1 protein-coding gene is annotated in these 272 nt (G+C 61.4%); it reads right to left on the reverse strand.

Translation table 11 applies throughout. The features are described 5' to 3' along the window. Positions 1–272 (reverse strand): GNAT family N-acetyltransferase (locus R0J88_RS20280; protein WP_410900917.1); only part of this gene is annotated, 272 nt, incomplete at both ends.

Genomic DNA, 272 nt, shown 5'->3' on the forward strand with positions numbered 1-272 from the left:
GTTCCAGTCCAGCACGCTCCATTCCAGGCGCCCGCAATTGTTCGCCACTGCCTCACGGGCAATATGTCGCAGCAGTTGCCGGCCAGCACCGTCGCCACGCTGTTCAGGCGTGACGTACAGGTCTTCCAGGTAAATACCGTTGCGCCCAAGCCAGGTCGAGTAGCTGTAGAAATACACGGCAAAACCGACTGCCCGGCCATCGCGTTCGCACATCAGGCTACGCACCGTGCTCCCCTCGTCGAACAGGCTGTGCTCGATGTCGGCAAGGGTGG

The sequence above is a fragment of the Pseudoalteromonas sp. SIMBA_162 genome (assembly GCF_046535955.1).
Classification (GTDB): Bacteria; Pseudomonadota; Gammaproteobacteria; order Enterobacterales; family Alteromonadaceae; genus Pseudoalteromonas; species Pseudoalteromonas marina.